The sequence below is a fragment of the Mucilaginibacter sp. genome, from assembly GCF_025359345.1.
GTDB lineage: Bacteria > Bacteroidota > Bacteroidia > Sphingobacteriales > Sphingobacteriaceae > Mucilaginibacter.
The window spans coordinates 296,345-320,537 of the sequence record NZ_JANYGQ010000015.1; the positions used below are offsets into that span (position 1 = coordinate 296,345).

General features: G+C 42.4%; 27 protein-coding genes. 4 read left to right on the forward strand and 23 right to left on the reverse strand.

The window, feature by feature from the left end:
- Positions 1-3 precede the first annotated feature (3 nt).
- Entirely contained in the window at positions 4-1,251 is a 1,248-nt protein-coding gene (locus Q0R52_RS09020) for an ABC transporter permease (protein ID WP_295794111.1), read from the forward strand.
- An 88-nt stretch (positions 1,252-1,339) separates the two neighbouring features.
- Complete coding sequence (locus Q0R52_RS09025; RefSeq protein ID WP_295794112.1) at positions 1,340-2,266, forward strand: exopolyphosphatase; 927 nt, start codon at positions 1,340-1,342, stop codon at positions 2,264-2,266.
- Between the two features lie 6 nt (positions 2,267-2,272).
- On the opposite strand, the gene Q0R52_RS09030 is transcribed toward Q0R52_RS09025, so the two are convergent.
- Genes Q0R52_RS09030 through Q0R52_RS09040 form a run of 3 tightly spaced genes read right to left on the reverse strand, consistent with a single transcriptional unit; the run spans position 2,273 to position 4,435 of the window.
- Entirely contained in the window at positions 2,273-3,082 is an 810-nt protein-coding gene (locus Q0R52_RS09030; RefSeq protein ID WP_295794115.1) for a carboxypeptidase-like regulatory domain-containing protein, read from the reverse strand.
- Between the two features lie 16 nt (positions 3,083-3,098).
- The gene (locus tag Q0R52_RS09035; protein ID WP_295794116.1) at positions 3,099-3,692 is read right to left on the reverse strand and encodes a hypothetical protein; all 594 of its coding nucleotides are present in this window, start codon (positions 3,690-3,692) and stop codon (positions 3,099-3,101) included.
- On the reverse strand, positions 3,689-4,435 hold the full coding sequence (locus Q0R52_RS09040) for a carboxypeptidase-like regulatory domain-containing protein (RefSeq protein ID WP_295794118.1): 747 nt from the start codon (positions 4,433-4,435) through the stop codon (positions 3,689-3,691). Before Q0R52_RS09040 ends, Q0R52_RS09035 begins: the two co-directional genes overlap by 4 nt.
- A gap of 131 nt (positions 4,436-4,566) precedes the next feature.
- Between Q0R52_RS09040 and Q0R52_RS09045 the strand changes: the two genes are divergently transcribed.
- Complete coding sequence (locus tag Q0R52_RS09045; protein ID WP_295794120.1) at positions 4,567-6,567, forward strand: M1 family metallopeptidase; 2,001 nt, start codon at positions 4,567-4,569, stop codon at positions 6,565-6,567.
- A gap of 29 nt (positions 6,568-6,596) precedes the next feature.
- Here the strand turns inward: Q0R52_RS09045 and Q0R52_RS09050 are convergent, their stop codons facing one another.
- The 5 genes from Q0R52_RS09050 to Q0R52_RS09070 form a co-directional block, all read right to left on the reverse strand.
- Complete coding sequence (locus tag Q0R52_RS09050; protein WP_295794121.1) at positions 6,597-7,178, reverse strand: Maf family nucleotide pyrophosphatase; 582 nt, start codon at positions 7,176-7,178, stop codon at positions 6,597-6,599.
- Between the two features lie 95 nt (positions 7,179-7,273).
- Positions 7,274-7,795, reverse strand: a complete 522-nt coding sequence (locus tag Q0R52_RS09055) for an HAD hydrolase family protein (RefSeq protein ID WP_252792373.1) — start codon at positions 7,793-7,795, stop codon at positions 7,274-7,276.
- 75 nt (positions 7,796-7,870) lie between these two features.
- Positions 7,871-8,113, reverse strand: a complete 243-nt coding sequence (gene iscX, locus Q0R52_RS09060; RefSeq protein ID WP_252792374.1) for a Fe-S cluster assembly protein IscX — start codon at positions 8,111-8,113, stop codon at positions 7,871-7,873.
- Positions 8,114-8,147: 34 nt separating this feature from the next.
- On the reverse strand, positions 8,148-8,480 hold the full coding sequence (locus Q0R52_RS09065; protein ID WP_252792375.1) for a 2Fe-2S iron-sulfur cluster-binding protein: 333 nt from the start codon (positions 8,478-8,480) through the stop codon (positions 8,148-8,150).
- Between the two features lie 19 nt (positions 8,481-8,499).
- Positions 8,500-9,282: a Rossmann-like and DUF2520 domain-containing protein gene (locus tag Q0R52_RS09070; RefSeq protein WP_295794125.1), complete on the reverse strand. Its 783-nt coding sequence runs from the start codon at positions 9,280-9,282 to the stop codon at positions 8,500-8,502.
- 291 nt (positions 9,283-9,573) lie between these two features.
- Between Q0R52_RS09070 and Q0R52_RS09075 the strand changes: the two genes are divergently transcribed.
- Positions 9,574-10,290 (forward strand): alpha/beta hydrolase, encoded by a 717-nt coding sequence (locus Q0R52_RS09075; protein ID WP_295794127.1) that lies wholly within the window; start codon positions 9,574-9,576, stop codon positions 10,288-10,290.
- 212 nt (positions 10,291-10,502) lie between these two features.
- Here Q0R52_RS09075 and ccsA read toward each other — a convergent pair whose 3' ends face one another.
- From ccsA to Q0R52_RS09150, 15 genes are all read right to left on the reverse strand, one after another.
- Positions 10,503-12,974, reverse strand: a complete 2,472-nt coding sequence (gene ccsA / locus Q0R52_RS09080) for a cytochrome c biogenesis protein CcsA (RefSeq protein ID WP_295794129.1) — start codon at positions 12,972-12,974, stop codon at positions 10,503-10,505.
- A gap of 9 nt (positions 12,975-12,983) precedes the next feature.
- Positions 12,984-13,394 (reverse strand): cytochrome c maturation protein CcmE, encoded by a 411-nt coding sequence (locus Q0R52_RS09085; RefSeq protein ID WP_295794132.1) that lies wholly within the window; start codon positions 13,392-13,394, stop codon positions 12,984-12,986.
- Positions 13,395-13,650: 256 nt separating this feature from the next.
- The gene (locus Q0R52_RS09090; protein WP_295794133.1) at positions 13,651-15,330 is read right to left on the reverse strand and encodes a gliding motility-associated C-terminal domain-containing protein; all 1,680 of its coding nucleotides are present in this window, start codon (positions 15,328-15,330) and stop codon (positions 13,651-13,653) included.
- 304 nt (positions 15,331-15,634) lie between these two features.
- A complete protein-coding gene (locus Q0R52_RS09095) occupies positions 15,635-17,071 on the reverse strand; it encodes a Glu/Leu/Phe/Val dehydrogenase (protein WP_295794135.1) in 1,437 nt (478 codons plus the stop codon).
- A 153-nt stretch (positions 17,072-17,224) separates the two neighbouring features.
- Complete coding sequence (locus Q0R52_RS09100; RefSeq protein WP_295794138.1) at positions 17,225-17,434, reverse strand: CcmD family protein; 210 nt, start codon at positions 17,432-17,434, stop codon at positions 17,225-17,227.
- Positions 17,434-18,153, reverse strand: coding sequence for a cytochrome c biogenesis protein (locus Q0R52_RS09105; RefSeq protein ID WP_295794140.1), 720 nt, complete (start codon positions 18,151-18,153; stop codon positions 17,434-17,436). Before Q0R52_RS09105 ends, Q0R52_RS09100 begins: the two co-directional genes overlap by 1 nt.
- Before the next feature lie 250 nt (positions 18,154-18,403).
- Positions 18,404-18,592: a hypothetical protein gene (locus Q0R52_RS09110; RefSeq protein ID WP_295794141.1), complete on the reverse strand. Its 189-nt coding sequence runs from the start codon at positions 18,590-18,592 to the stop codon at positions 18,404-18,406.
- 137 nt (positions 18,593-18,729) lie between these two features.
- Positions 18,730-19,119 carry a hypothetical protein gene (locus Q0R52_RS09115; protein WP_295794143.1) on the reverse strand — a complete coding sequence of 130 codons (390 nt, stop codon included), beginning with the start codon at positions 19,117-19,119 and terminating at the stop codon, positions 18,730-18,732.
- 114 nt (positions 19,120-19,233) lie between these two features.
- Positions 19,234-19,629: a hypothetical protein gene (locus Q0R52_RS09120; RefSeq protein ID WP_295794145.1), complete on the reverse strand. Its 396-nt coding sequence runs from the start codon at positions 19,627-19,629 to the stop codon at positions 19,234-19,236.
- A gap of 693 nt (positions 19,630-20,322) precedes the next feature.
- A complete protein-coding gene (locus Q0R52_RS09125; RefSeq protein WP_295794147.1) occupies positions 20,323-20,643 on the reverse strand; it encodes a hypothetical protein in 321 nt (106 codons plus the stop codon).
- 226 nt (positions 20,644-20,869) lie between these two features.
- The gene (locus tag Q0R52_RS09130) at positions 20,870-21,592 is read right to left on the reverse strand and encodes a hypothetical protein (RefSeq protein ID WP_295794148.1); all 723 of its coding nucleotides are present in this window, start codon (positions 21,590-21,592) and stop codon (positions 20,870-20,872) included.
- Between the two features lie 255 nt (positions 21,593-21,847).
- The gene (locus tag Q0R52_RS09135) at positions 21,848-22,279 is read right to left on the reverse strand and encodes a hypothetical protein (RefSeq protein WP_295794149.1); all 432 of its coding nucleotides are present in this window, start codon (positions 22,277-22,279) and stop codon (positions 21,848-21,850) included.
- A gap of 110 nt (positions 22,280-22,389) precedes the next feature.
- Entirely contained in the window at positions 22,390-22,749 is a 360-nt protein-coding gene (locus tag Q0R52_RS09140) for a hypothetical protein (protein ID WP_295794151.1), read from the reverse strand.
- Between the two features lie 52 nt (positions 22,750-22,801).
- The gene (locus Q0R52_RS09145; RefSeq protein WP_295794152.1) at positions 22,802-23,269 is read right to left on the reverse strand and encodes a hypothetical protein; all 468 of its coding nucleotides are present in this window, start codon (positions 23,267-23,269) and stop codon (positions 22,802-22,804) included.
- 528 nt (positions 23,270-23,797) lie between these two features.
- Positions 23,798-24,118: a hypothetical protein gene (locus Q0R52_RS09150; RefSeq protein WP_295794154.1), complete on the reverse strand. Its 321-nt coding sequence runs from the start codon at positions 24,116-24,118 to the stop codon at positions 23,798-23,800.
- Between the last annotated feature and the right edge of the window lie 75 nt (positions 24,119-24,193).

Below are 24,193 nucleotides of genomic sequence, written 5' to 3' on the forward strand. Positions count from 1 at the left end.
GCCATGAACAAAGTTTTGTTAATTATACAGCGCGAATACCTTACCAGGGTAAGGAAAAAATCGTTTATCGTAATGATATTTGTAGTGCCCTTGCTGATTTTAGCCATGGGCGCGGTTATTGCATTGGTGGCCAAGGACAGCAACGAACTGGGCGAGAAACAAGTTGTTAAAGTGATTGACGAAAGCGGGCAATTTGCCGGCAAATTTAAAAATCAGAGAAACCTGGAATTTGAATACACCAAACAATCGTACGCTGAGGTGAAGGCTGAACTTTTGAAGAACGAAAACATATCTGCCCTGCAGATACCCGCTGATTACACTAAAAATGATGCAGTTAAAATATCTTCCAAAAAGAAACCCGGCATTACCATTATTGAAAAGGTTGAGGCCGAAATGAACAATATCGCCATGAACAATGGCATGTTAAAAAACCATATCGATACCGCAATTCTTCGCTCAATAAAAAGTAACATATCGCTTAGCGCGGTTGAAATAACCGAAACAGGCGATAAAAAGACCAGTTTAGGAGCCAATATCGGCGTTGGTATAGCCTGCGCCATATTAATTTACCTGGCGTTATTTATTTATGGTGCGCAGGTTATGCGCGGTGTAATTGAGGAAAAGACCAGCCGTATTATCGAAGTTATTATATCATCGGTAAAGCCTTTTCAGTTAATGCTTGGCAAAATTATAGGTGTAGGACTGGTGGGGCTCACGCAGTTTAGCGCGTGGATAATACTATCAGTTATCTCAACCAAAATACTCGGTCATTCCCCTTCATCATCGGGTGGTATGATGAGTGCGCTTGCTGTACTGCAAACCATCCCTGTTGGCAAGGTTTTGTTCTGCTTTATATTCTATTTCCTCGCCGGCTACCTTCTTTACAGCGCGTTGTTTGCAGCAGTTGGTTCAGCAGTTGATAGTGAGACAGAAACACAGCAGTTTATGTTCCCAATTACGCTGCCGTTATTGTTTACCTACATGCTGTCGGTAACTATTTTGTTCCGGGCGCCTGATAGTCCACTGGCTGTTTGGCTATCTATTATTCCATTCACGTCGCCGGTAGCCATGATGTTGCGGATGCCGTTTGGCCCTCCCGACTGGCAAATATACTTGTCAATGGCTTTACTGGTACTGGGCTTTTTGTTCACCACTTACATTGCTGCCCGCATTTACCGTGTTGGGATATTAATGTATGGTAAAAAGGCAAGCTACAAAGAACTGGTGAAATGGTTTTTCTATAAAGAGTAGAGCCCCCTAACCCCCTAAAGGGGGAACAATTTTTCGATATAAATCCCTTAAGTGTTAAACAATTTAAGGGATTTTTTATTTTAGATGCATGAATACACCCATAGCCGTTATGGACCTTGGCACCAACACCTTTCACCTGCTCATTGCAAAAGGTACCGGCACCGATTTCACAGAAATTGTACATGAACAGCAAGCTGTTAAGCTCGGCGAAGGCGGAATAAATAAAGGCTATATCCAACCAGCGGCGTTCGAACGCGGTATTGCGTGCATGCAGCGTTACCGGCAGCTGATTACCGATAATAAAGTACAGCAGGTCAGGGCAATTGCTACCTCGGCGCTGCGCAATGCATCAAACGGGCAGGAGTTTATTGAGCAGGTAAAAAACAAAACGGGTATAGCTATTGAGATTATTGACGGCAATGCCGAAGCCGTTTACATTTACAAAGGTGTACGTGCTGGCGGTGGCCTATCAGAACAGAATACTGTAATAGTCGATATCGGTGGCGGCAGCGTTGAATTTATCATTTGTAATAACGAAGAAATTAAATGGAAGCAAAGCTTTGAAATAGGTGCCGCCCGCTTGATGGACAGCTTCCACCGGCACGACCCTATTCCACCCGAGTCAATAACCGCATTGAACTTTTATTTACAGGATGTACTGGCTGATCTTTTTACAGCTGCGGCAAAGTATAAAATCCATAACATTATCGGCTCATCGGGCGTGTTCGAATCGTACGCAGCAATTATCGAAACAAGCAAGGGGCATTCCTTCGACCTAAAAAAAACAAGATATTACACATTTGACAAGACCACTCTGCTATCGGTGATTGAAAGCCTTGTTTTATCAGCCCACCAGCAGCGGCTAAGTAACCCAAACATTATCCCTGTTAGGGTTGATATGATTGTTACCGCCTCAATATTAGCACGGTTTATTATCGAAAAACTTGGCGTTGATGAAATTGCCATGTCGGCAAACTCGTTAAAGGAAGGGGTTTTGGCGGAGATGATGGGTTAACTTGTTTTAAAACCAATAAAATATATTATGGATTGGCGTCCTGATGTATTTGTAATACATGCGCCACAACCAGCAGTGTCGTGTTGTTATAACCACAAATAGTCTACCCACTACATCTGTGCGATGCTGAGCAGCGTACCCCGGTATTACCACTACATCATTCATTGATACAACTTGCGGTGTCAGTTTCACTTCGTGAACACCAGTTTGTAAACTATCAATATCTACGGTTTTAGTTTCAAAACCGACAAAGCTTACTGTAAATTGTTTGGCTGCTATTGGTGCATGGAACTTAAACCTGCCGTTTGTATCAGTTGAGAGAGCTATATTTGTGCCCACAACTCTCACAGTTGCTCCCCTTAGTGGCATACAGATGTCGTCAATAATCCGGCCTTTAATTTCTCTTTCATATCCTTTGACAGCAGTGCTCTTTCCTTTAGTAGTACTAGCTTGATAACTCCCTGATGGACTCTGGTCTATCTTTGCATTAACGGGAGTGGTTTGCCCGTGTACTTTATAAAATACCGTTGAACCCAACAAAGCCGTGGTCATTACCCACTTTTTCCAACCGGGTTTGGGTTTTGTATCCTGCCTGTCTAATCGCAAATTAACCCGGTTCAGCTGTGGTTCATTAAACCTGCCACAAACATTATTTTTTATGGTGAAATAATTTATTAGCTCCATGTCGGCCATTGCCGTAAAATCAACAACTGTTTTACAGCAATTTTCACAATGCCGGCCATGGTCAACAGGTGTCATTTGCTGCCATTGTTGGCTGCAGGGTTCTGGGATGCTGATGCTTTTAATTAATTTCATTTAGGTTTAACAGAGATTAATACTTGAACAAAACCCGCCATAACATATAAGAATTTCGCCAATCTTCGACAACATTACCATCAACTTGTACGCCTCCCACCAATGTTGCCACTAATGGCTGTTCAATATTTATGGCGGAATCTTTTAATTCTACAGGTTTAATAGTCGCATCTATTTTGATTTCATTCACTATTATTGGTTTGGCATCAAGGGAAGCGATTCTCAATGAATGTGTTAGCGTATCTTTCTGAATATTTAAATGCTTTACGTGGTGGCGGGGGAATGGTGATTTCTGTACTTGGGCATCAGCTTTCACCGTCGAAAAAAGCCCGGCAATAAACGCCGCTATTCCGAGGTATTTCCAAAATTTACCGCGTGGCTCAGATATTATGAATGACTGATTTATCCGGGGCAACTGGTCGCTGGTAAACCTGCCACAGGTATTACTTTTTGTAGCGAAGTAGTTTATTATTTCAGAGTCGGTCATCTTTGTAAAATCAATAACTGTTTTACAGCAACTTTCACAATGCCGGCCACCACCAACAGGTGTCATTACCTGCCATTGCTGACTGCAGGGTTCAGGTATGCTGATACTCGTAATCATATTCATACCTCCCTGTTCAATTTGCCCAATGATAAACGCTGCACAAGACCAGCATACAGTTGTTTGAGTGAAGAAGTCCTGGTAACTCCCATGCCGCCAAGCATTGTTGTATTTTCCTTTAGTCTTACTTTTAAAACCTTACCTGCTTTCTTTATTTCTATGACTGTGCTCTCGAATCCTATAAAACTAACTTTAACCTGTTTAGTTGATAATGGCACCCGAAGTCGAAAGTTTCCGTCAGTATCGGTTTGGGTGCCGACATTTCCACCATTCACTTTTATTGTAGCACCTGGCAGCGGTTCGTGGTTAAGGTCGGTTACTGTTCCGGTAATAACCTGGTATTTGGCTGAATCGGGCATCGCAATTTTCCCTAAAGGAAAACTTTCTGCATGCGGATTATTGCCATTGATTTGCTCAATAGAAGGTGTTATACTTTGCGCATTTGCCCTGCTATAAGCCGTGCTCATAAATAATGAAGCTGCCACCACCCACTTAGCCCAGCCACCCTTATTCTGGGGTTGCCGGCTAACCAGTTGCATATTCACGCTATCGATCTGCTGCGCTCCAATCCTGGCGCAAACATGGTGGTTAGCTGAAAGGTAGCCGATGATTTCATCGTTACTCATCCGTGTAAAATCAACAACAATTTTACAGCAGCTTTGGCAGTGGCGGCCGCTGTCTGTGGCGGTCATACGGTTCCAATCCTGTGTGCAGGGCTGGGGAATGTTAAGGTGTTTGATTTTGGTCATGTCGAAACAGTTTCCATAATGATGCACACATCCGCACTATTCCATAAATCATTAAAAAAAAATTTAGCGTCGTTGCAGCTGCCAATTTTTACCCCTATCCTTTGTATATTGCAACACAAACTGACCTCCCCATGAAACTGAAATTTATCGGCACCGCCGTTCTTTTGCTTTTAGTTATTTCGGCCGACGCGCAGCGCAGGCGCCGCGGCAATAACAGCAACGATACCATCAGCACCAATTACCAGCCATCCGAACTTTTTTCACCGCTTTTTTACAGCGAAAAAGGCAACGAGGTGCATGCAGCCAATGGTGAACCCGGCATTAAATACTGGCAAAACCATGTAAACTATACTATTGATGCAACCATCGATACAACGGCCAAAACCTTAACAGCTACCGAAAAACTCGATTACATCAATAACAGCCCTGATGCGTTGCAATACCTGTGGCTGCAGCTTGACCAGAATACCTACAAAAAAACGGCCCGCTCCAACTTTTCAACGGGCTTTTATCCCGGCCCCAACCAACATACTGATGGATATAACATAGAATCGGTTTTTATCAATAATGGCGATGTACAAAAAAAGGTTGAGTTTGAAATTACTGATACCCGCATGCAGGTACGCCTGCCAAAGGCTATTATGCCACATGGCGGCGGCATCAGTTTAATTATTAAATACAAATACACACTCCCCGGTAATTTTGGCAACCGCACCGATTACGTACAAACCAAAAACGGCAAAATTTACGAAATTGCCCAGTGGTTCCCCCGCATGTGCGTTTATGACGACACCCGCGGCTGGGATACCCTGCCGTTTTTAGGCAGCGGTGAGTTTTATTTGGAATATGGCGATATCGACTATAAAGTAACCGTGCCGGCTAATATGATCGTTGCGGGTTCGGGCGAGTTGCTTAATCCCAAAGAAGTGCTAACTGCGCAACAAAACACCAGGTTGGATGCAGCCCGTAATAGCGACAAAACCATAATAATACGCGATGTAAACGAGGTAACCAGCCCGTCATCGCGCCCAACAGCCAAAGGCAATCTTACCTGGCACTTTAAAATGCTGAACACCCGCGATGTTGCTTTTGGCGCTTCGTCGGCCTACGTTTGGGATGCAGCCAGGGTTAATTTGCCGGGTGGTAAAAAATCGCTGGCCATGTCGGTTTACCCGGTTGAAAGCGCCGGTGAAGGCGCGTGGGGCCGGGCGACAGAGTACCTCAAAAAATCGATAGAATACTTCTCGGAAAAATGGTTTGTTTACCCATGGCCATGCGCTGTTAACGAGGCAGGCATAGCAGGCGGTATGGAGTACCCCGGTATTGTGTTTGATGGCATTACTGATAAAGGCAAGGAGTTGTATTGGGTTACTGCTCATGAGATTGGCCACAACTGGTTCCCGATGATCGTAGGCAGCGACGAACGCCGTTTTGGCTGGATGGATGAAGGCTTTAACACCTTTATTGACATTTACGCCTCTGACAATTTTAATAAAGGGGAATACGCCCCCAAACGCGATGGCGAATATGCCCCCGGCGGCGGCAATCCCGCAGATGAGATCATCCCAATAATACAGGATCCTAACGCGCCGTCGATAATGACGGCTGCCGATGCTATCCCCGAAAAATACCGCCACCCGCTGGTATATTTTAAACCTGCTTTTGGCCTGGTATTATTGCGTGAACAAATCCTTGGTAAAAACAGGTTCGATTATGCATTTAAAAACTACATCAACAAATGGGCTTACAAACACCCGCAGCCCGATGATTTTTTCAGGTCGATGGATAACGGTGCAGGCGAGGATTTGTCCTGGTTCTGGAAAGGGTGGTTCTATAATAACTGGTCGCTTGATATCGTACTGGTAGATGCAAAATATGTCAATAAAGACCCTAAAAACGGCCTGCAAATAACTGTAGCTAATAAAGAGGCTATGGCTATGCCGTTTACAGTTGAAGTTAAATTAAAAGATGGCACCAAACAGCGTACCTATTTCCCGGTTGAAACCTGGCTGCAAAACAAAGCCATAACCTTTACCCTGCCGACAACAACCGAAGTGGAAAGCGTAACAGTAGACCCTGATGCCGCTTTGCCGGATATTAACAGGAAGAATAATACGATGATGGTAAAATGAGGATTATAGAGACGCGAAGGATCGCGTCTCTATAATTTTTCCAATTCGCGATACAGCTTTTCCGTAGGCAGCCCGACCACATTGGTATACGAGCCATTTATTCGCTCAATTCCGATCAAACCAATACGTTCCTGTATACCGTATGACCCAGCCTTGTCGAAGGGTTTGTATTTATCAACGTAATTGATAATTTCCTCAGCCGTAAGCTTTCCAAAGTACACTTCAGAAACATCGTAAAAACTATGGTATTGGTGTTTATACAGCAGGCAAACCCCGGTAATCACCCGGTGCATCCTGCCTGAAAGCAATTGAAGCATTTCAACAGCGTGCGCTGCATCTTCCGGTTTACCTAAAATCAGGTCATCAATGCAAACAATGGTATCAGCGGTAAGCACAATCTCTTCGCCAACCGTTTCATCAAATGCCTCCGCTTTTTTTGTGGCGATATAAACTGCCACTTCTTCGGGCGTTAAACTATCCGGGTACGATTCATCCACATCCTTCAGCACCATCCTGAATTCTATATCCATCAGTCGTAACAGTTCCTGCCTGCGTGGTGATTTTGATGCGAGGATAATATTGTAGTTCATAGTTGATAGTTCATGGTTCATAGCCGCTGCAATTATCACAGGTGGTTTCGTGGTGATTCTTGGTTCTTGGCTCTTGGTTCTCTTCTACCATGAACTATGAACCATAACCCATGAACTCACCAGCTATACGCCTCTTCGGTCATCCACTTATCCTGAATTTTCAATACCTTTTCAATAACATCACGGGCGCAGCCTTTACCGCCAACAAAGGGCGAAACATATTTACTGATGGCCTTTATTTCTTCCACCGCATCGGCAGGACAAACAGGCAGGCCAACGTATTTCATAGCTTCCAGGTCGGGAATATCATCACCCATATACAGCACATTTTCGGGACTAATGGCCTTTTCTTCAAGGTATATCTTCAGTTTGGTAATTTTGGTGTGTATACCCATGTAAACATCCCGTACACCCAGGCTGTTTAAACGGTGCATCTGCGCCTTTGAGCGGCTGCCCGATACAGTAACAACATTGTATCCGCACTTTACCGCCAGTTGTAGCGCATAGCCATCCTTAATGTTAAAAGCCCGGCTTTGCAAACCATCGTCTGTAACAAAAACAGAGCCATCGGTAAGTACGCCGTCAACGTCAAAAACAAACGTAGTTATTTCTTTAAGCTTGGATAAAAATGATTCCACTAATTATATTTTTTTGATTTCACCGATTGTTGAATGATTTCACCGATGACCACAACTCACCACTGCCAACTGCAATTACTGATTATCTCTCCACTCATATACCCAGGCCGACTGGATTTGCTCCAGGTGCCCTTCGTTAGATTCTTCGCGGGTACCGGCAAAGTTGGGCAGGCTCAGCACCCACTCCAGTAAATCAGTAAAACGGATGCGGTATATTTTCGATTCGCCAAAGTCGTCACCAAACTTTTCATAAAGCTCGATAGCAATGTCTTCGTGATCTTTCCAGTGTATCGGCAGGCTAAACTTTTCGTCGTTCATTTGTTGAATATAGTTATAATAGGTATAAATGCTACTAATGCCCCAGGAATTGGTTTTGATCCGGCAATGTAATCTCTATGTCGCCGTCAACAATAACACACTGGCAGCCCAAACGCGAGTTGATGCGCGGGTTAACCGCCCTGTCGATAAAATCTTCTTCTTTGTCAGATATCTCCTGGATATTATCCATACCCTTGTTTACATATACGTGGCAGGTGCTGCATCCGCATACCCCGCCGCAATTGTGCTGCAGCTCAATGCCATTTTCCAGGCAGACGTCCAAAACAGATTCACCTTCGGCAATGGGTAATTCAACACTGTCCATACCCTTCTCCTCAAAGCTTATCTTAACTTTAAAAATGTTCATTTCAGCAAAAGTAACAAAATTACCCGTGCCCGTGCCCCGTATTGTTGTTTTTGATAATATCCTGACTTAACAACTCATAAATAGTCTTTAAGTCCGGCTTTATATCAAGCATTTGCAAGTGTGCCGCCATGGTGTTTTCATCATTGCGGATAGCTGGGCCGGTTTGCACCTCCGCTGGCAGGTGGGTTTGTACTTTTTGGGCTGTTTCTAAAATCAATGGCCGCAACATTTCAAAACCCATTTCATTTTCTGCCAGTAATTGCTGTGCTATATTATAAAGGTAGTTGGGGAAATTACATGCAAACACGGCAGCCAGGTGTAATATTTTGCGCTGTGTCGAGCTTACCCGGTAAACGTTATTGCTTACGGTTCGCGCAAGGTCAATCAATAGGGTGGTTATGCTTTCATCCGCTCCCTCTATGCAAAGGGGCACCGTTAAAAAATCAACTTCCTTATTTTTACTAAGGGTTTGCAACGGATAAAAAACGCCTGCTTTGGAGGTAAAATTCAATAATGTCCGCAAATCAGTAGCACCGGAAGTGTGGGCTATCAGCCTCTTGTGCTTCGCCAACGTTTCGGCAATTGAGCCGATGACATCATCCTTAACCGAAATTATAAAGATATCGGTCTCCGGGCTAACATGGCTTAAATCATCAATCGCTTCGGCGCCTAAGTGGTAGGCAAGCAGTGCCGCGTTTTGCATATTGGGACTGTAAACCTGCACAATGCGGCGACCTGCGTTTTTAAAAGCAGCCGCAAGGTGTGTGGCAACATTCCCCGAACCTATTATACTTATGCGCATATATTGTAAATTATAGGTAGCGATAACACAAATATTTCCCCTATTTTTAAGTTTTCAGAAACGTTTATATTATCCAATTAACCAGGGCATGAAATTACTTAAAGTCATCTTTACTACCATCTTATTTTTAGCCATATTAACAAGTATTTACTTTTTGATTATGTACAAAAAAAGCGACATGGAAAAAAAGAGCTGACAGATGAAGAAAGGAAAGGAACTACAGGCCAATACATAAAACTAAGCCAGGGCGTTACCCACTATGAATTAGCAGGGCCCGACACCGGACAGGTAGTGATATTGGTACATGGTTTTAGCGTACCTTATTTTATCTGGGATGGAACTTTTGAATACCTGGTGAAACAGGGTTTAAGAGTGGTGCGATATGACCAGTATGGCCGTGGCTATTCAGATAGGCCCGATGTAATTTACAACAGCGCCCTCTATCAAAATCAACTGGCTGAATTGATAAAACAATTGCACCTGAAAACCCCTGTTGATTTGGCGGGCGTTTCGCACGGCGGCAAGGTTGTTACGGATTTCACTTGCAGCCACCCGGAATTGGTTAGCAAGGTGGTTTTAGTCGACCCGGCTTACCCCTATGCTAAACCATCAGAATCAAAGCTATACACTGACTATCACGAAGCTACCCATGGCGACGAACGTGCCACTGGGCAACTGGCAGATTTTAAATACCCGCAGCGGCACCCCGATTGGGTTGCAAAATACCGGGTGCAAATGCAGTACAAAGGTTTCAGGAATGCTCTGGTATCAACCATGTATAATTATAATTACAACGGTCGTGCAGCCAATGCCTGCCTTAACGGCACGCACAAGCCCGTGTTGCTGGTATGGGGGAAAGAGGATCACACAGTGCCAATTGCGTTCAGTGATTCTATCCGTAGCGTATTGAAAATTGATTTTTTTCCGGTGGATGATGCCGGGCATTTACCGTATATCGAGCAGGCAGATAAAGTTAATCCGAGGATTGCGGAGTTTTTGAGGAAATAGCCCATTTTTAGGTCACTTTTTGATTTGATATTATCTCTAGCACGTCATTGCGAGGAACGAAGCAACCTCTACATATGCAAATCAACGAAATAAAGGCTTTGTGGTGACCTATCAGCCGCATTTAGGTCACACAAACATTAAGATCCATGAATGTCCTGCGTAGAGTTTGCTTCGTTCCTCGCAATGACGATGATATTTAAACTTGGGCTATACTATACCGTCTTCAGCTCGCTATTCCTTCTTCTTATCGACATTAAAAACCCTATTATCATAATAATAGTACCCGACCATAGGAAGTTGATATAAGGGAAATCAAGCGCACGCATTACTATCCATGGCTTTTTGTTTTGCGGTTGCTGATAAACGACTATCTCCACCTTGTTTTCGGCAGGGATAATTTTTGAAAGGCGCAGCTTCAAGCCTGCGTCCTCTACCTTGCGGGCAAAATCAAACACGCTTTTGTTTTTTATCATATAAACCGGCTCGGCTTCGTATTTTTTGTTGTGCGATATCACTTCCAGCTTTGCGCCGATGGCTACATCATTGCCTGTAATAGGAATATTCTGCACCTTAACTTCCCGGTTTAACGACTTCAATATGATGTCGCCGTCCCTGTAGTGAATGGTATCGCCAACAGCAATCTGATGAGGAACAGGTTCGTCGTAATTTTTATCGTCGTTTTCTTCACCATGTGCATCCCCCGCAGCAGCAGCCTGGGTATTGGTACCAACCGGCAAAGCGGTTATGTGAGTATACAAATCGTGCAGCAAATAATGTTTGGTATCAGGCACCGGCGATGGCTCCGAACCCATTTGCGGGTTGGTAAGCACGTTGGGTCTTAGTATAAATTCTTCTGTAACTTTACCAGTTTCATCCAGGCGTTTATAATTCACTTTAAAATAACGGTTAGGCGCTGCCACTGAGTCACCCAGGTAGGTAACCGTGTAGTCGCCCATTTTTACCGGCTCGTTTTTATAGATCATTACGTTTTCGCGCGCACTGCCCATACCCTCGGCCTTATCAAAACCACTCATTTTGATCACTCCCGACTCGTTAAGCGATACCACCTTGCGTGTTCCGGCAGCAATCAGTGCCCCCACCAGCATCAGCGCAAAACCAATGTGCGCCACTGCCGAGCCTGCAAGCTTAAACTTACCTTTAACCGCATCGGCCAATACCTTGCCGTTTGCCAAAACCGAGTAAATAGACCCAAACATTACCAGGTTAAACACAAAGTGTAATTTGTAAAGGCCGGTAGCATAAACCACCAGCGCAGTTATCAGCGCCGCTAACACAAAGTAAACCGCAGTAGTTATGAAAAAGCGGGTGATGTCTGATTTTTTGTATTTTAAAAACTGGGTAAAGCCGGTAAGTATTGCAATAACCATAGCAAACGAGGCCTGAATAACGTTATAATGCCCCACCAAATCAACCGGTGGTGCTATTTTGGTACCAAATGCCCTGTTAAATACCGGGATGGATGTTACCAACAGTAAATGGAAGCATGAAAGCGCCAGGAATATTGCACCTACAAACATCCAGAACTCGCGCGAATAAGTGTCTTCGTCCTTTTTGGTAATCGGCATCTCTTTAAACCGGGCTACTACCAGCCATACGGAAATTGCCAGGAACACCACCACATATAATACCAATTGCCCGAACATACCCAAATCGGTAAACGCGTGCACTGAAGTATCGCCAAGTACACCGCTTCTTGCCAGGAATGATGAATATAGCACCATGATAAAGCTCACCAACACTAGGATTGTAGCTGTGACGTATGAGTGCCCGGTATTTTTGTAAACAATCATTACGTGCACCCCGCCCACTAAGGTTAGCCATGGAAAAATCGATGCGTTTTCAACCGCGTCCCAGGCCCAAAAGCCGCCAAAGTTTAGTGACTGGTAGGCCCACAACGAACCCATTATTACACCGACACCCAATATCATAGAAGCAAAAAGCCCCCACGAAATAGCAGGCGCAATCCACTCTTTATAGCGTTTTTGCCAAAGCCCGGCTACAGCATAGGCGAATGGTACAACTACTGATGCCGCGCCTAAAAACAAGGTTGGTGGGTGGATAACCATCCAATAATTCTGCAGTAAGGGGTTCATACCCTGACCATCCTTTATGTAAGTAAGATAATCAGACCGCGAAAATATCGGCCCTTCAACTGCATTCCTTAAAAGCAGGAAAGGCGAACTGCCTATCCTCGCGCCAAAAAGCTCGATGCCTAATAGCATTGATGCCAGGAATAACTGTGAGAGTGAAATAACCGTCATTACCGGCCTTTCCCACGATTTTGCGCGCCAAATCAGGATATTGCCTAAAACCGCCTGCCAGAACGTCCACAACAAAAAGCCGCCTTCTTGCCCGTTCCAAAATCCGGATACGATGTAGTAAACCGGTAACGACCGCGAGGTATAGGCCCACGCGTAATGATATTCGAAATAATGATTGTAAATAACGTAGAACAGTAATACTGCTACGCCTAAAATAGATATGGAATTCGCCCAGAAGGCTATGCGCCCCATTTTTAGCCACGAAGTATCAAGTTTATTGGTACTGGTGGTAGCAAAATAATAACTTATGGTTGATAGTAATGCCGCGCCGAATGATAGAATAACAAACACTTGCCCTATATGGCCGGGCAAAAGGTGTTCGCCTTTAAAAGCTGTATCCATTAAATGATTTTATATTTCGGCTGTTTTAGCCTTGAACTCGGTAACTTCTACTTTGTCTTTGGTGTACTTCGACGGGCATTTCATCAGGATGGTTGATGCATGGAATTCCTTGCCAGTCATGCGGCCGGTAAGCACAATCTGTTCCGACTTCTCGAAATCCTGTGGCTTGGTGCCGGTATATATCACCTTACATTCCTCACCTTTATTGTCTTTCACAAAAAATGCAAAATAGTTAGCATCCTTTGCAGCGTCGTAATAAAGTTCCTTGCTTTTATCTAAATGACCAACTACGTGAAGCTCATCAGTTGTTTGTTTAGCGTCACTAAACGAGCCGTAAGTGCTTGAGCTGGAATAGGTACTGATAATAACTGCTATCGCGATAGCAATTACAACCAAACCAAATATTGCGCTTTTTTTCATTAGGGTCTATCTCCTCTTATTTCGGTTTACAAAAATACGAAACGTTAATGTAATAATGTTTATTACAAGGGATTAATATTATTTAGAATCATTCTTGATTGAGTCCAAAAAGTCGGCAAAGTCAGTAAAGTCCGAAAAGAAAAAAGAAAAACGAAGTTGATTAGATTGATTGAGTTGGATTAAGTTAATTAAGCTTCTCAAAACTTGCAGCGTCTTTACTGACTTTCCCAACTTTTCGGACTTTCCAGACTTCCGGCTAACGTATCAGCGCTATGCTTCCCCCCTTGCTTATCCTTATCTGATTATAATCATCATAGCCGTCCAGTATCCAGTAGTAAACCCCGGTGGGCAAGCTGTGACCGCCAAAATTGCCGTCCCAATAGCCCGTGGTCGATTTTGTTGAAAATACCAGTTTCCCGTAGCGGTTAAAAATTTTAACGTCAGTAAATGTTGCTACGCCATTCAGGGTAACCAAAAACTTGTCGTTTACACCGTCGTTGTTAGGCGTAAAGGCAGTTGGGGCTACTATGGTATAAGGCGGAGGCGGGTGTATCACCACGTTAACTTTCGCTATTTTTTGGCAGCCATAGCTACTTTCGGCCTTTACATAATACACGCCGCCATATTTTATGGCTGTGTAGTTATAAACAGGCTTTGTGGCCCCGGCATCACTATAGTAGCTATATCTTAAATCATTTTGATGGGCAAAAGTCGTGGTAAGGTCAACCGTAACCGGGAAATCAACCGGCGCAGGATCAGTGATATTTATTTCGGGGTAGGCAATAGTCACATGCACGGGTAGTATATTCATACAGCCTTCCTTGTTTATTCCTTGTATGTAATAGGTGCCGGTATCGGTAACATGCTTGGGCGTGTACACGTAGCTTGTTGCCAGCGAATCTGTAAAATAGGCGAATGTGGTTTCAGGACTGGTGCCCGATGTTACTTCAGGCCGGGTAAGGTCAACACCGTCCCCGGGACACCCTTTTACAGTATCTTGTACCTTTAACTTAAACCCCTCGTCAATTTTATTTACAAGGGTATGCAGGGTGTCTACGCAGCCTACTCCGTCATAGGGCAGTGCAACCAGGGTATAGCCGGTATTGTCGGGTGGTGGCGGCGATAAGGTAAAAGTTTTGCCAGCTCCCAGCTGTTTCGACATATCACTATTATACCAAAAATATTGCGCAAAGCCTGTAGGTCCATATAAAGTAACCGACCTTTGGCCCAGGCAATAAGCATTTCCTGCTATAGCGTTCCCGTTGTCCTCTTTCATGTCAAGGTAAGCATAGCCAAAATGCTGCCCACGGGTACAGTCATTCGTTGTAAATTCAAGCCTGATGGTTTTACCAAGATAGTGGCTAAGGTCTATCGTTGCTGTCGACCAGTCTTTATAATAAATGCTCTCTCCCTTGTGGCCAACCGCCGTTGATAATTTAAAACCCGGCAAGGTAGAAGATGCGGCAAAATCAAAAGCCGGGCATTCAATACTTGTATGGTCGGTTACATCAAAAACGTGCGCGGTAAATTTGGGTTGCTGAAATGGTTGGTGATCAGGATTTTCAAGCACTACGGCATAATTAAAAACTATACTGTACGATTTTATATTAGGCACCTTAAAAGTATACGAAATGCGCTCCGCTTCCTTTTGTACACTGTCGTTGCCTAATTTAACAGAATAGTCGCCGCCTGTGGGGCACATTACCGGAAAGTTGCCGTAAGGGTCCCGCTGCGAGCCGTTATACAGCCGGCCAAGTAGCGTGTGTCGGGTATTGACGGGTCCGGAAGGTGTAAGGTCTATCTTGCCCAGGGAGTCGATATGCCCGATAAAGCAATCCCAATATGCAAAATTGCCATTTTCGAACCCGATGTTTGGTGTTTGGGCAAATGTTTTAAAGCTGATAAATAAAAATATTACGACTAACTTTTTAAACATCCCCATTCCATTAATCAATTAAAGGTAAACGTTTTAACCATTAATGCTAAAGCACCGGTTTTAAAAGTATGTAACTTATTTAACATAAATATTAAATATAACCGCGCGCAGCAAGAAAGGATGATTTGGCATATAGCCGTGCCCGTATGTTTACCTACGGTATTTTTGGCAGGTCGGTTGCCTCAATAGCGGTTTGACTCTCCAATTTAAAAGTAAAAAGCCCTTCATACCGAAGTACAAAAGGCTTTTCTTTATTTTAAATCCGACATCGATCCGCTACATAGCGGACGGCTTCCGAAATCCGTTATGGCCAAATACCAAGATTTTGGTACGATACCGCAATTTTATTAATGGCGCCAACCATTGCCGCACTACGCAGCGTGTCAATTTTAGGATTGGCTTTGTAGGTTTCCCTTATTTCGTGGTACGAGCGTATCATGGTGTCTTCCAAACCGGAGTTAACCAACTCAAGCTCCGAGGCTCCCTTAATAATAGTCGACCGTTGCATTGGCGTTAGTGCCACACCGGTTAAGCCTTCAACCATATTTACCAGGTTAAGGTTAGAGTTTTCTTCAAACCTGCGGTTCATACGGCCAAATGCCACGTGCGAAAGGTTTTTTAACCACTCGAAGTATGATACGGTTACACCGCCGGCATTGGCATACATATCAGGGATAATTAAGCCGCCGTTTGCATAAAATATAGCTTCGGCTTCGGGCGAAGTAGGCCCGTTTGCACCTTCGGCAATAATTTTTGCTTTAATATTTTTAACGTTTGCCAGGGTTATCTGGCCTTCTAAGGCTGCAGGCACCAAAATATCGCATGGTTGCTCCAGGCCTTCCATCGAATTTTTAAATTCTTTTTTAGCGCCGGCATAGCCAAGTATCGATCCGGTTGCCTTGCGGTGCTGGAATACTGCATCAACATCCAGTCCATCTTCGTTGTAAATAGCGCCTTCAAATTCGCAAAGACCTACCACTAGGGCGCCAAACTCAGCCAAAAACTTAGCTGAATGGTAACCTACATTACCCAGGCCCTGTACAATTACTTTTTTGCCCGATATGCCCGGCAGCAAGCCTATTTTCTGCATATCCTCGCCCACACTTACACATTCGCGAATGGCGATGGCTACTCCCCTGCCGGTTGCTTCTTTACGGCCTGCTATACCATGCAAAGCAATTGGCTTGCCGGTTACCGCGCCCATAGCATCAAGCTGACCCGGGTTCATGGTGGCATAAGTATCGGCGATCCAGCTCATTTCGCGCTCGCCTGAACCATAGTCAGGGGCGGGCACGTCGATACTTGGGCCAATAAAATTCTTTTTGATGAGCTCCACCGTGTATCGGCGGGTAATATTTTCAAGTTCGGTTAAGCTGTAGTTTTTGGGGTTTATTTTGATACCGCCTTTAGCACCACCAAACGGCACATTCACAATGGCGCATTTGTAGGTCATAAGGGCTGCAAGCGCCATAACCTCGTCTTCGTTAACCATTTCGCTGTAGCGGATACCGCCCTTGGTTGGCGACTGGTGCTGCGAGTGCTCAACGCGCCAGGCATCAATTACTTCAAAGCCATTGCCCCGGCGTATAGGGAAACGGAAACGGTAAACACTGTTGCATGATTTAATCTGGTCTAACAGGCCGGAATCGTGCTTGGTAAATTGAGCTGCGTAATCAAAGTTTTTACATACGTCACCAAAAAAGTGGGTATCTTCATTAGCGGCCGGGTTGGTAGTAGCCATAAATTTTGTTTGATAATTATTAAATCGTTAAAAAAGTGCACAAATTTGATACATTTTTTATCAATATCGCAAATTTATTATCCCCAAATTTGGGCTGCACGCATAATATTACATTAAAATGCAGGTTTAAATTGAATAGGCTTATTTTTTGAACTATTTCTCTTTTTCGATTTTTCTTAACCGCCTGTCTATCGAGAACAAATAGATGGCTATACCTGCAAGAATTATGACCACAATGGCCACTACAACGTAAATTTTACCAGAACTGCGGAACACGTCGGCCATTTCGGGGCCCGTACCGTTTTGGGCAAAAACAGCGATATTGCTTAGCGTCAACAGTATTAAAAACAGTAATTTCTTCATTAATCCAGCGAATTATTTTTGTACTCAATTAAACGGATGCGGTACCTTAGGGTAGCTATCCAAACCGCCAACAGGCTCCAGCCGGCCATTGCCGGGTAAAAAACGGCCCTCATCCGGCCATCCAGGTCATAACGGCCAAAGGCCGGGTTGCCCCCGTTACCCGGGTGCAGTGAATCTGTCATCCTCGGGATAACAAATATCAATACGATCATAATCGGGAAGGCGAAAATATTGTATATGGCTGATATTTTTGCGCGTTTTTGCTCCTCATCTATCGAGTTGCGCAATACCAGGTAGGCACAATACAGCAAAAAGGCAATGGCGGCGCTGTTTTGTTTCGGGTCGCCGCTCCAGTAGGCGCCCCAGGTATATTTGGCCCACAGCATACCGGTGAGTAGGCCAAGCACATAAAAAAACATCCCGGTGTTAACACATTCTACGGCAGCCAGGTCATCCTTCTCCAGCCCTTTGTCCAAATACCTGATGCTATAAAAAACCGACATCACGAAAACCGACAGCATGGCCATCCACATAGGCACGTGGAAGTAAAGGTTGCGGATGGTTTCGTTAAGGATAAACTTGTCAGGGACGCCCAGCAGAAAGCCGGCAATCAGCGTGTAAAACAGCAGGATTATGGTGCCCACCTTCCACCACATTCTCGTCATTTGCCTTTGCAGAAAATGGTAAAAATTGGCAGCTATCTGTGAAATAATCTTCATAAAAACTTGTACGGCAAAGGTAGTATTTTTAGTTGATTAGGTTGATTAAGTGAGTGGTTGTTTTTTGTATAAAAAATCGCCAAAAACGTTCCTGTTCACAGTGAAACACAAGGAACAGGGTGGAACAGTAAAATCCAACACATTTTGTGTAAAAAGTATATTCACGGCTCATCACGGCGGTTTTTTATTAAAAAACGCCACAAAAAATGAAAAAAGTACTGACAAAATAGTGTCAGCACTTTTATAATATTTAATGCCGATATAAGGCATCACCGATATCCGGCTGGTGTATTGTCCATTTTGCCTGCGGGTGCCCCACCTCTATAGGCCAACGCTGCCTTGCGCAAGGTTGGCGGTGGCGGAAGAACCGCGTACGGTAGCTTGTGAAGCGTTCCATTTTTGCACGCGGAACACCCGGAACGCTGTAAAACGTGCTCATTTTCAGATATTTAAAAAATGTAAATTCTACTTTAAACGCGTACCACAAGGCTATAGCCTTGCGGTAGCAAAAAAATCACTGGGGCAGCCGGGACTTCACCATTTCATCATTTGTGGCTCAACAGATAGTATTCGTTCTTATTTATTCCCGCTTTTTTTATCAAATAGTTCCGGATGATAGTATCTATTCCACTCCTCATATGTAACTGACGAAATTTCAACTCTGTATTTATCAAAAATTTGCTTCCGTGAATAGATGTTATGAGATTGTGAACCGAAAAATCTGATAAATATAGTGTCCTTTTTAATATTGATATCTGTTATTTGACCATCCTGACAATCAAGAATAATTTCTTCCTTTCCACCAATATTGGCCGAAACAAAAGCCCTAGTATTGCTGATGTAACTTTCTCTATACCAAGTTGCCACCAACTTATCCGTATGAATTTCTTTAATGATTAGTTTTTTAGCACTATATGCACATGCAGACAAAAGCAGAACAAAAACGAGATATTTGTTATTTTCCATATTTAGAATCAAAAAATCCATAATAAATATCAGACCTCCGCTGCAGCAAGGCTCCAGCCTTGTGGCCCGCTGACAGGAAACAAAGCGACAGGTAATGCAACAACCAGCAATATTCTATAACCATCTATTTTTTTCCAGTAGCTTTTTTAAGTCATCCGTGAATCTTACCAAATCAAAATCTTCGAATTTATATTTTCCAATAATAGAGGGAACCTCGGAAATAAGCCTTTGTGCGACAATTTTCTCTCGTTCCTTTTGCTCTATTTTACTAAATTGATACAAATCAAACATAATATCCATGTACACCTTCTTTTCCTTTTTAGAATGTTTAATCCGTTGTTTAAAATTAAATTCCGGATTCTTACACATAAGGATTATTGTAATGCCATCAATTGAGCTACCATAATCTTTTTCGTCAAAAATTCTTCTATAGCCAAAACCCGAAAGAGCGCTTAGTACCTTGTCTATTCCAGATTCCCAATCGGCATCACATAAAATGTTAAATCGCATATTTTATTCCATCATTTTATATCTTGGTCCCGCTTGCATTTTCCTTTCCTTTTTCCGCTGCCGCACAGCCTTATTTTAGGTGAAAATAATAACTATTCCACAAGTAACTAAAAACGAGACAAAAATGAAAACTATTGATAATACGATCCCTACATTTGTAGCTATATTGAATGGCTTAGTTCGGGATGCGACTAACCTTTCGTATCGCCCCCTGTTTCTATAAATATATTTATAAAGTTGACTACTACCAAAGCCTGCTGCTACAAAAGGTAACAACTGATAGTTAAAGACAACAACCTTATAAATAAAAATATCACATATTTCACAAATACTAAATACCCATAACATTGTGACCATCCCAATCACATAACACGCTCGTTCAAGCGGGGTACTCCATTTTAATCGGTTTCTATGACCGTCGTACCAGGCCGTTAGATTAAAAATTAAAAAATCTAAAATTATCATTTCGCTTGTTTATGCGTGTGGTGAGTATGGTTATATTATTTAGTTCCACTATCTATTGCGAAAAGAAGCCACAAGCTAAACACAAACACCTTAAAAATACAGATTTTGAATCGCAAATAGCCAGAATCGTTTGCGTAGCTGGCTAGCTGAATACGGACCATAAGCTCTGGCCTTGTGGTAGCGAAAAAAAACTTTCGCGGAGGCAGCCGGGGAAATGACGATCATTACTTAGGCATCGTTTATTCTATACTCCAATAATCGTCGGGCTATTTTTAAATCATCATCGTAACCAAGTCGTGAGAAATCTTCAATTAGCTCCTTTGCGTAATTGACAGGAAAAAGTTGAATATAACTGATGCCATTTTTTTGAAATAAGAGATCGTCCTCCGTTTCCTCTATTTCAAATAAAACGATTTCAGAGTCAATAGTAAGAAACTCAATCATATATATTAGTATAACTTCTGACTTGATATTAAGATTATTCAACTTGAAAAGCTCAGCTATTCCATTAGCGGATTTTAAGTATGGTATCAAATTAATAAGTTTCATAATCTTTATTGTTTATTTTCCGCTGCCGCACAACCTCCCGCCTCGTGCCCCGCTGACATGTAACAAAGCGACAAGCAGCCACCATCTAACCATGGATATCTTAAAAGTACAAATTTTGAATTGCAAATAGCCAGCTACGTTTGTAAAGTTGGCTACCTGAACGCGGACGACAAGGCTATAGCCTTGCTGTAGCAGGTAGTCGGCAGCTTAGGAATTTTTCAATAACTCAATCACTGTTTAGCTTTACCACATCCTTACTATCTACAAGTTGTAAAAAGTCAGGCTTACCCAAAAAGTAGATATTGCCATTTTCTCTGTTTATAAAGCTTATCGATTTAGATGATAGTATATGCGATTGACCCATTTTGTATTTAATTTTTATCCCTTCTCTTAGCATTAAAGAAAAATTACCATCCCCATCGTCTGATAAATTGCATTGAAGATCTCGTGTAGATAATAAGCGACCACTCTCTGTATTTCTTATAGTCGCTACGTTTATGAATGAAATATTGTCTTTAATTTCAACTTCTTTAGGTGCTAAAACTTCAAAAAGTAACAATGTGTCCTTTCCCTTAGATATTTTTATATTTCCACTAAATGGAAATTCCAAGGGTTTAAAATCACTAAAATCCACCCCTTTTTTATTCGTTCTAATTTCAAGATTTTCATAATAGCAGGTTTGATTTATTCCGGACTTAAAATAATAGCGAACCTCTAAGATGTGTGAGTAAATTTTTCCGTTTTTATTTAACGGCCCTACTAACTCCACCCAGGCAAAAAGAGGCTCAACACTTGAACCAAGATTTAACAACGTAGCGTTGGCCGGAACATACGACGGTTTTTTCAAGGTGTCTCTCATAATTTGCGCCGGTGTTTTGTCGGCTGCACCATTGCTCACGCAATTGACAAATAAGGTCACTATTAATAACACAGCTAATAAATTCTTCATATAATTCTGATTATTGTTAAAATCATTGAGTTGAACGAGGGACTTCCCCGCTGCCGCACAGCCTCCCGGCTTGTGGCCCTTTGACGGGTAACAACGCGACAAGCAGCCCGCGGCAATCACAAATAACTTAAAAGTACAAATTTTGAATTGCAAATAGCCAGCTACACTTGCAAACCGGCAACCTAAACGCGGACCACCCCGGTAAATCGGGCGGTAGCAAAAAAATTACTTGTTGCAGTTAGGGATGATGAGGCGTTATTCTTTTTTATATGACAGTTTCATCTTGCTTAATATTTCTTTTTCAAGTCTGCCTTTTGCACGATTTTCTTCATCCCTATTTAAATCCCGGGCAAAGTGCCACAATTTTCCGTCAAATAGCCCAATCAAAGCTAATATGGATTCATTTTTATCAGATAATTCCTTATATTCTCTAAACCCTACTACGTATAACTCTTTAGGGTTCGAATCAAAATAAATAAATATATCGTCTTTGGTTTCTCCTAATTCATAATTATTCCAATGCAATGGCGCCTTATATTTATCATTTAAGTTAATTATACTTATTAACTCTTTTTTGACCTCTGATTCAGGCACTGTAAAATCATAAAACTGTATATGGCCCGAAGTGCCACATGAAGTTGATAATATTAACAGAAGTGCTATTGTATATTTTTTCAGTTTATTCATATTAGTGCGCTGGCATAGGGGTCGAATGAGCTATATCCTTATTTCGTTTGTGGAATTATGTTATCTCAGCTTCAGGGCGCTAGCGGAAAATCACATGCGGCTTCCGGGCATTATCGCAAAACTACCCCGGCGGGAAATTTTGTCACCAAATCATTGTTTTTGGGGTTATTGTTTTCATAACGTACTAACACTGTATCGCCTTTAATGCAACAAGCCGGGCATTGGTCGCAAAAACCTCTTTTCACGCTCCCTGTGTATGATCCGTCATCTGTATTAAAAGTATAAGTAAGGTAATAATTTCCACGTGCGCCTTTGTTTAACCCCAGGCTTATACCTTTTACGTAAACAGGGTTATTTTCCAGGTTGTTCTTGCTAACTTGCATATACGCCAACACCAATATAAATATGCAAATTGCCACTATGCCTCCCCAGCCAATGCGCTTCAAAATATGATGCAGTAATTTATTCATTTATGACGGATTAGGGTATAAACTTATAGGTCAACTGTGTTATTTCAATTATTCATTTGTCATTCAAAAAATCGACATGCATCTGCTTTAAAATTGATATGTCGTAATCAAAAAACTTATCATTAACATCATAGGATAAATTTTGATAGTACCCTTTAATCACCTCATTTCTGCCAAAATCCGATAATTCTTTAAAAGTAAATGGCTTTTTTCGGTTATGCAACTGCCGCGACATAAACATTGTTGGTAATGACTCAAGATAAAAATTCCATCTTTTATTCTCATAATTGCCGAACATAAGATCTACTGCGTCCAATTTTGCATTTCGTGATGTATCTCTTTCCAAAATCATTAAAAAGCATTTTTTATTACTCGAATTAAAAAAAATGGCGTCATCGAATTTATACTCCAAAATTGTTGTCAAAGGAGGTATGCCCGCTGCCTTAATGCCTTTTTTAATCCATGAATCAAGCGTATCACGCGACGCATTTTTAACAACATTATAAACCTCACTTTTCATTAACCCAGGCAAATTTTTGTTATAGAAGCCTACTTTATCTTGCTGGGAATGGCAACTCCAAAATAAGATTATGATTAACAGGCTTATACAAGTTATTTTCATGTTTAAAATTTTATATATAAGCAGCTATATTTTCACTCTTGGGCTGATAAGGCTGAGGTGCTTGTTGCGTTTGGTGTCGATTCAAGCAACGTTTCCGGGTGCAATATATTCTTTATAACCCATAGGGGCGTCGAATATCCAATTTTAATAATTCGTTAACCGAAAGTCCAGTATAAGGATTTCCATTGCCGTGAGAGTTTCCATTTTCCGCTACCGCACAGACTGCCGGCTTTTGCCCCGCTGACAGGTAACAAAGCGATAAGCCGCCACAGGCCAATCACGAACATCTTAAAAGTACAAATTTTGAATCGTAAATAGCCAGCTACGTTCGTAAAGTTGGTTACCTAAACGTGGGGCACAAGGTTCTGGCCTTGTGGTAGCGAAAAAAAACTTTCGCGGAGGCAGTGGAGAAATGACGATCATTACTTAGGCATCGTTTATTCTATACTCCAATAATCGTCGAGCTATTTTTAAATCATCGTCGTAACCAAGTCGTGAGAAATCTTCAATTAGCTCCTTTGCGTAATTGACAGGGAAAAATTGAATATAACTGATGCCATTTTTTTGAAATAAGAGATCGTCCTCTGTTTCCTCTATTTCAAATAAAACGATTTCAGAGTCAATAGTAAGAAGCTCAATCATATATATTAGTATAACTTCTGACTTGATATTAAGATTATTCAACTTGAACAGCTCTGCTATTCCATTAGTGGATTTTAAGTATGGTATCAAATTAATAAGTTTCATAATCTTTATTGTTTATTTTCCGCTGCCCGCACAGCCTCTCGGCTTGTGACCCCGCCGACAGGTAACAAAGCAACA

Excerpts from the sequence above, each read along its gene's own strand:
- Q0R52_RS09110 (WP_295794141.1), bottom strand. The coding sequence starts at position 18,592 with ATGAGCACGTTTTACAGCGTTCCGGGTGTTCCGCGTGCAAAAATGGAA.
- Q0R52_RS09135 (WP_295794149.1), bottom strand. The coding sequence starts at position 22,279 with ATGAATAAACTGAAAAAATATACAATAGCACTTCTGTTAATATTATCA.
- Q0R52_RS09040 (WP_295794118.1), bottom strand. The coding sequence starts at position 4,435 with ATGACCAAAATCAAACACCTTAACATTCCCCAGCCCTGCACACAGGAT.
- Q0R52_RS09105 (WP_295794140.1), bottom strand. The coding sequence starts at position 18,153 with ATGAAGATTATTTCACAGATAGCTGCCAATTTTTACCATTTTCTGCAA.
- iscX (WP_252792374.1), bottom strand. The coding sequence starts at position 8,113 with ATGAACGACGAAAAGTTTAGCCTGCCGATACACTGGAAAGATCACGAA.
- Q0R52_RS09145 (WP_295794152.1), bottom strand. The coding sequence starts at position 23,269 with ATGAAAAGTGAGGTTTATAATGTTGTTAAAAATGCGTCGCGTGATACG.
- ccsA (WP_295794129.1), bottom strand. The coding sequence starts at position 12,974 with ATGGATACAGCTTTTAAAGGCGAACACCTTTTGCCCGGCCATATAGGG.
- Q0R52_RS09150 (WP_295794154.1), bottom strand. The coding sequence starts at position 24,118 with ATGAAACTTATTAATTTGATACCATACTTAAAATCCACTAATGGAATA.
- Q0R52_RS09025 (WP_295794112.1), top strand. The coding sequence starts at position 1,340 with ATGAATACACCCATAGCCGTTATGGACCTTGGCACCAACACCTTTCAC.
- Q0R52_RS09090 (WP_295794133.1), bottom strand. The coding sequence starts at position 15,330 with ATGTTTAAAAAGTTAGTCGTAATATTTTTATTTATCAGCTTTAAAACA.
- Q0R52_RS09020 (WP_295794111.1), top strand. The coding sequence starts at position 4 with ATGAACAAAGTTTTGTTAATTATACAGCGCGAATACCTTACCAGGGTA.
- Q0R52_RS09065 (WP_252792375.1), bottom strand. The coding sequence starts at position 8,480 with ATGAACATTTTTAAAGTTAAGATAAGCTTTGAGGAGAAGGGTATGGAC.
- Q0R52_RS09125 (WP_295794147.1), bottom strand. The coding sequence starts at position 20,643 with ATGAAACTTATTAATTTGATACCATACTTAAAATCCGCTAATGGAATA.
- Q0R52_RS09085 (WP_295794132.1), bottom strand. The coding sequence starts at position 13,394 with ATGAAAAAAAGCGCAATATTTGGTTTGGTTGTAATTGCTATCGCGATA.
- Q0R52_RS09030 (WP_295794115.1), bottom strand. The coding sequence starts at position 3,082 with ATGAAATTAATTAAAAGCATCAGCATCCCAGAACCCTGCAGCCAACAA.
- Q0R52_RS09100 (WP_295794138.1), bottom strand. The coding sequence starts at position 17,434 with ATGAAGAAATTACTGTTTTTAATACTGTTGACGCTAAGCAATATCGCT.
- Q0R52_RS09140 (WP_295794151.1), bottom strand. The coding sequence starts at position 22,749 with ATGAATAAATTACTGCATCATATTTTGAAGCGCATTGGCTGGGGAGGC.
- Q0R52_RS09035 (WP_295794116.1), bottom strand. The coding sequence starts at position 3,692 with ATGAATATGATTACGAGTATCAGCATACCTGAACCCTGCAGTCAGCAA.
- Q0R52_RS09130 (WP_295794148.1), bottom strand. The coding sequence starts at position 21,592 with ATGAAGAATTTATTAGCTGTGTTATTAATAGTGACCTTATTTGTCAAT.
- Q0R52_RS09115 (WP_295794143.1), bottom strand. The coding sequence starts at position 19,119 with ATGGAAAATAACAAATATCTCGTTTTTGTTCTGCTTTTGTCTGCATGT.
- Q0R52_RS09095 (WP_295794135.1), bottom strand. The coding sequence starts at position 17,071 with ATGGCTACTACCAACCCGGCCGCTAATGAAGATACCCACTTTTTTGGT.
- Q0R52_RS09050 (WP_295794121.1), bottom strand. The coding sequence starts at position 7,178 with ATGAACCATGAACTATCAACTATGAACTACAATATTATCCTCGCATCA.
- Q0R52_RS09045 (WP_295794120.1), top strand. The coding sequence starts at position 4,567 with ATGAAACTGAAATTTATCGGCACCGCCGTTCTTTTGCTTTTAGTTATT.
- Q0R52_RS09070 (WP_295794125.1), bottom strand. The coding sequence starts at position 9,282 with ATGCGCATAAGTATAATAGGTTCGGGGAATGTTGCCACACACCTTGCG.
- Q0R52_RS09120 (WP_295794145.1), bottom strand. The coding sequence starts at position 19,629 with ATGCGATTTAACATTTTATGTGATGCCGATTGGGAATCTGGAATAGAC.